The organism is Chryseobacterium soli (genome assembly GCF_000737705.1).
Lineage (GTDB): Bacteria > Bacteroidota > Bacteroidia > Flavobacteriales > Weeksellaceae > Chryseobacterium > Chryseobacterium soli.
In genome coordinates this window covers 204,420-211,207 of record NZ_JPRH01000007.1, presented here as the reverse complement: position 1 = coordinate 211,207, position 6,788 = coordinate 204,420, and the positions used below count along the sequence as shown (strand labels likewise).

At 36.6% G+C, this 6,788-nt stretch carries 8 protein-coding genes; 3 read left to right on the top strand and 5 right to left on the bottom strand.

The genetic code is table 11. The features are described 5' to 3' along the window. Positions 1–84 precede the first annotated feature (84 nt). From IW15_RS16350 to IW15_RS16335, 4 genes are all read right to left on the bottom strand, one after another. Complete coding sequence (locus IW15_RS16350; RefSeq protein ID WP_228384386.1) at positions 85–663, bottom strand: hypothetical protein; 579 nt, start codon at positions 661–663, stop codon at positions 85–87. Positions 664–757: 94 nt separating this feature from the next. After that, on the bottom strand, positions 758–1,822 hold the full coding sequence (locus IW15_RS16345; protein WP_117584581.1) for a peptidylprolyl isomerase: 1,065 nt from the start codon (positions 1,820–1,822) through the stop codon (positions 758–760). 51 nt (positions 1,823–1,873) lie between these two features. Beyond that, positions 1,874–2,386, bottom strand: a complete 513-nt coding sequence (locus IW15_RS16340) for an FKBP-type peptidyl-prolyl cis-trans isomerase (protein ID WP_034713501.1) — start codon at positions 2,384–2,386, stop codon at positions 1,874–1,876. Between the two features lie 196 nt (positions 2,387–2,582). Continuing rightward, positions 2,583–3,656, bottom strand: coding sequence for a branched-chain amino acid aminotransferase (locus IW15_RS16335; protein WP_034713498.1), 1,074 nt, complete (start codon positions 3,654–3,656; stop codon positions 2,583–2,585). A gap of 85 nt (positions 3,657–3,741) precedes the next feature. Between IW15_RS16335 and mnmD the strand changes: the two genes are divergently transcribed. Together mnmD and IW15_RS16325 are read left to right on the top strand one after the other, a co-directional pair. Then, complete coding sequence (gene mnmD / locus IW15_RS16330; RefSeq protein ID WP_034713496.1) at positions 3,742–4,416, top strand: tRNA (5-methylaminomethyl-2-thiouridine)(34)-methyltransferase MnmD; 675 nt, start codon at positions 3,742–3,744, stop codon at positions 4,414–4,416. A gap of 93 nt (positions 4,417–4,509) precedes the next feature. Then, a complete protein-coding gene (locus IW15_RS16325; protein WP_034713493.1) occupies positions 4,510–4,926 on the top strand; it encodes an NUDIX domain-containing protein in 417 nt (138 codons plus the stop codon). A 27-nt stretch (positions 4,927–4,953) separates the two neighbouring features. On the opposite strand, the gene IW15_RS16320 is transcribed toward IW15_RS16325, so the two are convergent. Next, complete coding sequence (locus IW15_RS16320) at positions 4,954–5,658, bottom strand: DUF4294 domain-containing protein (protein WP_034713491.1); 705 nt, start codon at positions 5,656–5,658, stop codon at positions 4,954–4,956. A gap of 51 nt (positions 5,659–5,709) precedes the next feature. On the opposite strand from IW15_RS16320, the gene chrP reads away from it, so the two are divergent. Beyond that, on the top strand, positions 5,710–6,783 hold the full coding sequence (gene chrP / locus IW15_RS16315; protein ID WP_034713488.1) for a chryseobasin maturation metalloprotease ChrP: 1,074 nt from the start codon (positions 5,710–5,712) through the stop codon (positions 6,781–6,783). The last annotated feature ends 5 nt before the right edge of the window (positions 6,784–6,788 follow it).

The following is a 6,788-nucleotide window of genomic DNA, read 5'->3' as shown; positions in this document are numbered from 1 at the left end:
CGTTACATTCAGAATGACAGAGTCATAATAATAAGATAACATGGTTAATGTAAAATTGTATATAATTACCTTAAAAATAAACTTCTAAAATTTATCCAGAACTTTCTTCGGCAATACTTTTACCAATTGAGGTTTATATTCCTTTTCAAGAATAACAAATTTCCAGTATTTTTTATCTTTTGAAACGGCACAAGCTTTCATATTTGCGTTGATGAGATATGAACCTTCGTTTGCTAAATATTTTACATTATTCTTACCGTATTTTGCTTTTAAAGCACTATTTATTTTCTTTTTTATATCGTCATTCAATGAGCCAACATTACATTTCAGTTTAAGAAAATAATTGGTAATGGAAAAATATTCACCCTTAATGAGTTCTGGCTTTTCAATATTCTCAAACTGTAAATTCTGCACGTCAATTTTCATAAACGGATTGTTGTACGTCATATTCAAAATCTGCATCATCTTCTCTTTTGAAACTATGGTGAAGAATTTTGGATAGATACAGTTTACTGCCAGATCGATCTGTTTAGATTTAATACTGTTTACAAAATAGGTAAGTGATTTTTTTATTGCTGCATCGTCGGGATTTGCCTTGGTCTGTGCAAAAGTCACCAACGACAACAGAGCGAATAGAAATATAAGTGGGTTGGTTCTCATCATGTATATTTTATTCACAAAACTATAAAAAAGCATTCTTTCCAGCAATGAAAAAACCGCCCTTTTGGGGCGGCTTTCAATATCATAAAATTTTTGATTACTTTACTTTCACAAGCTCAACATCGAAAATTAACCATGCATTTGGCGGGATCACTCCTCCTGCTCCTCTTTCTCCGTAACCCATTGCTGGCGGAATCAATAAAGTAGCTGTTTCACCTTCTTTTAACAATAGGATTCCTTCATCCCATCCCTTGATTACTCTTCCCATACCGATTGGAATATCGATCGGCTCATTTCTTTTGAATGAAGAATCGAATTCAGTACCGTCGATCAGCTTTCCTGCGTAATGTACAGAAACATTATCTCCGGATTTTGGAGCTTTTCCATCCGTAGTTTTCGTTATCTTGTAATATAAACCGGATTCAGTTTTCTGCATTCCAGCTTTAAAGTTCTCTACCATTTTTTCCTGGTTAGCTTTGAACTCCTCTTCTTTTTTCTTTCTGTCAGCTTCTTCTTTAGCAATAAAAGCTTTATTGTTTTCTGCGATTTTCGCTTTTCCTTCACTGAAAGTTTTTGCGGCATCATAGTGCTTATACTCGTCTCCTTTGCTGAAAACAGATACTTTTTCTAAAACGATATCTGTTTTAGGTTTATCCTGAGCACCTTTTTCTACATTTGCAATCGTATCGATTACATCTTCTCCTTTAACTACTTTTCCGAAGATGGTATGTTTTCCGTCTAACCAAGGGGTTGCTACTTCTGTAATGAAAAACTGAGACCCATTCGTGTTAGGCCCTGAATTGGCCATAGAAAGAATTCCTTTTCCTGTATGCTTAAGGTCGTTTCTCTCATCCTCAAACTTATATCCCGGATCTCCCATTCCAGTTCCTTTAGGATCACCTCCCTGGATCATGAAATCTTTGATTACTCTGTGAAAAATCGTTCCATCATAAAAAGGAACTCCCTTAGCCTTAGCTTTGTTGTCGATTTTCCCTTCTGCAAGACCAACAAAGTTGGCTACAGTTACAGGTGCCTTCTTGTCTTCTAATTTAACGATTAAATTTCCTTTAGTCGTTTGAAGATTTGCATAAAGTCCGTCATTAAGACCTTCGTAAGTTTCTTTGTCTACGTTCATTTTTTTATAAATTGGTGTACAACTCATCAGCGATACGCTTGCCGCTGCCAGAATTATATTCTTGTTAAACAATTTCATTTATAGAGCTTTTAATTTTATGATCAATGGTATGTCGTTATCTATTTTCTTCTCATCTCCGTACGTACCGTAGGCCAGAGAAGACGGTACCAAAAGCGTAACTTCCTCCCCATCATGTATAAAACGCAAAGCATTCTCTACTGCTTTCAGTTCATCAAAGTGCCCGAATTTGGCATCTCTCCTTTCAAAAGACTGATCGTAGATCTTGGTCTGATCAAAATCATACAGATCGTAAGAGTAAGAAATCGTGGAATTATCCGGTCTCCTTTCTCTTTTGTCAAAATTTTCTGCAGTTACCCAGTAGTTAAGCTGTGTGGTATAATACTTTACAGGCTGTGCATTTGCCCATTCCTGGATCTGACTTCTTTCCTGCGAATTAAGATTCCGCATTCTATTTTTAGAAACGTCCAGATCTTTCTGGCTCAGAACCCCGCCTACAGGAGGATGGGTTTGTTGGGCACTTCTGTTACAACTCAAAAGGCTTACTGCTGATATGAAGAGTATTTTTTTCATAAACTTTTGCGAAAATACGGATTTCGGAGAATATTCAGAAATTATTCATGCGGATATTACTTTAAATCTTCAGAACAGACATCATAAGATCCCATACTTCATATTTTAATTTCCAAATGAGTTACTTCTTCCCGAAAAACAAAAGACCGGTGGAAAATATCCTACCGGTCTTTTTATTGTAATGTATGGAGTACAATTAAACTGTTTCCAGTACTTGTTTTTCAACCAATACTCTCCATCCGAAAGTATCTTCGGAAAGATTGTTCTGAAGATTTACCAGATCACTTTTAAGGATGGCTGCATAGCTTTCTTCGTCAGAAAGTGAAGGTAAAGCCAGTTTATCACCGTTATATCCTAAAGCCTGGAAAATAGTCGTTACTACAGCAGTTCCCACTCCCCAAACTTCTTTCAAAGTTCCGTTCTTTTGAGCTGCTACTACGTCTTTTACCGCGATAGGTTCAACTTTTACTTCAATTCCTCTTTTCTTAGCCAATTGAATAAAACTGTCTCTTGTAACACCATCTAAAATCTTTTCAGATGTAGGAGGCGTATAGATCGTATCGTTGATTCTAACGAAAACGTTCATTGTACCACTTTCCTCGAAATACTCATGAGTAGCATCATCCGTCCAGATAATCTGCTCATACCCTTCTTCGATAGCCAATTGTGTAGGATAGAAAGAGGCTGCATAGTTTCCAGCTGCTTTAGCCGAACCTACACCACCACTTGCCGCTCTTGAATAATGATCAGAAATTTTCACAGAAACAGGCTCTGTATAATAGCTTTTCGCAGGCGATGCTACGATAGCAAACATATATTTATTAGAAACCCTGGCTTTAAGAACTTCTTCTGTTGCAAAAATCAATGGTCTCAGATATAATGACATCCCCTCACCTTGCGGGATCCATGCTCTATCTAAATCTACCAGTGCTTTCAACCCGTCCAAAAACATTTCTTCAGTAACTTCAGGGATAGCCAGACGCTTAGCTGATTTATTGATACGCTCAAAATTCTTTTCAGGCCTGAAAAGGAAAACCTGTCCGTCCTTGTCTTTATAGGCTTTCATACCTTCAAAACAAGCCTGTCCGTAGTTTACCCCCATCATAGCAGGCGTAAATTGTAATGGACCATAAGGAACTAATTTTACGTCACCCCATTTTCCATTCTCGTACTCACATATGATCATATGATCGATGAAAGTATCCCCGAATGAAAAATTATTTGGGTCGAATGTAGAAATTCTGGAGTTTTCAGTTTTTTGAATTATCATTTCTAAAATTTTTTATGATGTTCTACAAATTTAACATAATTTTCTAAATATAAAAATTTTGGAGTAAATTTGACAAAAAAATAGCTTGAAAAGAGAAATTAAGACCACAAACGACGGTAGTAAAACATTGTTTATCAATGAATTAAATGAAAACTATCATTCTCATCATGGAGCGCTGCAGGAAGCGGAACACGTGTTTATTAAAAATGGACTAAATATAATAAATGATTGCGAAATTAATATTTTAGAACTCGGTTTTGGAACAGGTTTGAATGTTTTGGTTACAATTAATGAATATTTAAAAACTGACAAAAATCATGTCATCAACTATTTTACGCTCGAAAAGTACCCTATAAATGAATCGGAAATTAACGAACTGGCCTATTTTGATCTTTTTGACAACCCGGAATTCAAAAATATGTATCAAAAAATTCATCAGTCAGAATGGGAAAAATCAGTGGAAATTATTAAAGGGTTTAACCTTAAAAAGATTCAATGTGACTTTTTCTCCCTGAAAGACATAGACTTACCTAAAATCAACCTGGTCTATTATGACTGTTTCGGGGCAAGAGTACAGCCTGATCTGTGGGAAAAACCATTATTTGAAATGGTTTCTGATAAGATGGATATTAACGGACTGTTAACAACTTACTCTTCAAAAGGAAGCGTGAGAAGAATCCTTCAGGAGCTTAATTTCAATGTTGAGAAAAAGCAGGGACCACCCGGAAAAAGAGAAATGATTAATGCTATGAAAATGTAGATTTTGATGCATCAATGCAACCATAAATTCACGAATACGCTTTTATACTCTTAAGTATTTCCCTATTTTAGCTTTACAAATACCATTATATATATGATAGATAAGATTAACATCCGAGTGTATGCCTGTGCGGTAAAGGACAAAAAAGTATTGACATTGTTTGAAGAATATGCAGGCGAAGCTTTAATGAAATTTCCCGGCGGCGGGCTGGAATTCGGAGAAGGAGTTCTGGAATGTCTGCACCGCGAATTCGATGAAGAGCTTAACGTAAAAGTAGATATTGTAGAACATCTTTATACACAGGAAAGCTTTTTGGTTTCCCGTTTTCGCGAAAATGAACAACTGCTTACTATATATTATATGGTGAATATCCTGAATGAAGAAGACTTCATTATCATGGATCCCTGCATCGAAAAAACAGAATGGATTGATATCGATAGACCGGATAACCCTTTTCCACTCCCGATAGATCAAATCGTATTTGATAAATTAAAAGAAAAATTCCTGTAAGAGATCTTACAGGAATTTTATTTATGATTATTTCTTGATTTTAAAATCATTGGCACCGGGATAAGGCTGAAGATATCCTGAATTCCAGTTAGACTGAAGCAGAGATTCAACAAATTCATCAGTTCTGTTCTTATGAGGGTCGTATTGGTCTTTTAAATCAATATCCGCCATCTTTCCTTTTACATTCCACCAGAAGGCGCTCCATCCGCCTCTAAGCTCCTTTATGATTTCATATACATTTTTGCCGGTTGCTCTGTTCATAAGCTTTGCAAAAACCTGTCCTTCGGTAGTCGTCAGATCGCGTAATTGCTTTTCGTATTGATCGGCCAGCATATTCTGTCTTTCTCTCACGAATTTCCGCTTGGCTTTGCTGTCCATATCATCCATATCTTTCTGGATATCTCTGTACTGTTGTAGTGCAGCAACAAACAGGGGATATACTCTGTACAGCTTTTTATTAAGGAAATAGTAGTAATTTTTATCCAGCTGATTATTGAATTTGGGTTTGTTGATCAATACCAACTCATCCAAAACAACGACAGGCTCACCATTGACCTCATAGATCTTGACTTTTTGCTGTTCGTCATAATAATATCTATTGCCAAATTCATCTACTTTCAAAGATCCAGCCGGATACTGATCAAGAGGTTTTGCCTCTACAGAATCTTTTTGTCCAAAAACACTGACTCCAAAAAAGAAAATAAAAAGACAGATAATTTTACTAAAATTCATTATTTTTACACTTATAATAACAAAAATTAAACGCAAAAATCATTCCTTTTTATGAAATTTGAAAAGAAATCTTTAAAATTTTTAGAAAAATATTTAAACACTTCATCTCCAACCGGTTATGAACACAAAGGACAGGAAATCTGGATGGATTACATCAGACCCTATGTAGACAAAATTGAAGTAGATCATTACGGAACATGCTATGGGATAATCAATCCCGATGCCGAATTTAAAGTAGTGATTGAAGCACATGCCGATGAGATCTCATGGTACGTAAATTACATTACTGATGACGGATTGATCTATGTAATCCGAAATGGAGGCTCTGATCAGACCATCGCCCCTTCAAAAGTGGTTCATATTCACGGTGAAAAAGGAATTGTAAAGGGCGTGTTCGGATGGCCGGCCATTCATACAAGATCCAATCAAAACGAACCTACCCCTAAGATTGAGAATATCTTTATAGACTGTGGTGCCATCACCAAAGAGGAAGTGGAGGAAATGGGTATTTTCGTAGGCTGCATGATCACTTACCCTGATGAATTCTTCGAAATGAACGACCGTTATTTTGTCTGCAGAGCTTTGGACAACAGAATCGGAGGTTTTATGATCGCTGAAGTGGCCCGACTTTTAAAGGAAAACAAAAAAACAATTCCATTTGGTCTGTACATCACCAATTCCGTTCAGGAGGAAGTAGGTTTATATGGTGCCGACATGATTGCCGATACCATAAAGCCTAATATTGCTATTGTAACAGACGTTACCCATGACACTACGACACCAATGATCGAAAAGAAAAAAGAAGGTGACCAAAAATGTGGTGACGGACCGGTTGTTTTCTTTGCCCCAAGTGTTCATCATACGATCAGAGAATTGATCATCAACACCGCAAAGACAAAGAAAATACCTTTTCAGAGAGCTGCGGCCAGCAGAGCCACGGGAACAGATACGGATGCCTTCGCTCACTCTAACGGCGGAGTACCGAGTGCATTAATTTCTTTACCTTTACGCTATATGCACACTACAGTAGAAATGGTCTCTAAAGAGGATGTAAGCAATGTGATTAACCTTATCTACGAAACACTGCTGGAGATCAAACCGGAAATGAAATTGAAATATCATTAAGCTGG

What these genes read in the sequence shown, in the direction of transcription:
- IW15_RS16340 (WP_034713501.1), bottom strand. Translation starts at nt 2,386, where the DNA reads ATGAAAAAAATACTCTTCATATCAGCAGTAAGCCTTTTGAGTTGTAAC.
- IW15_RS16325 (WP_034713493.1), top strand. Translation starts at nt 4,510, where the DNA reads ATGATAGATAAGATTAACATCCGAGTGTATGCCTGTGCGGTAAAGGAC.
- IW15_RS16335 (WP_034713498.1), bottom strand. Translation starts at nt 3,656, where the DNA reads ATGATAATTCAAAAAACTGAAAACTCCAGAATTTCTACATTCGACCCA.
- chrP (WP_034713488.1), top strand. Translation starts at nt 5,710, where the DNA reads ATGAAATTTGAAAAGAAATCTTTAAAATTTTTAGAAAAATATTTAAAC.
- IW15_RS16350 (WP_228384386.1), bottom strand. Translation starts at nt 663, where the DNA reads ATGATGAGAACCAACCCACTTATATTTCTATTCGCTCTGTTGTCGTTG.
- IW15_RS16345 (WP_117584581.1), bottom strand. Translation starts at nt 1,822, where the DNA reads ATGAGTTGTACACCAATTTATAAAAAAATGAACGTAGACAAAGAAACT.
- IW15_RS16320 (WP_034713491.1), bottom strand. Translation starts at nt 5,658, where the DNA reads ATGAATTTTAGTAAAATTATCTGTCTTTTTATTTTCTTTTTTGGAGTC.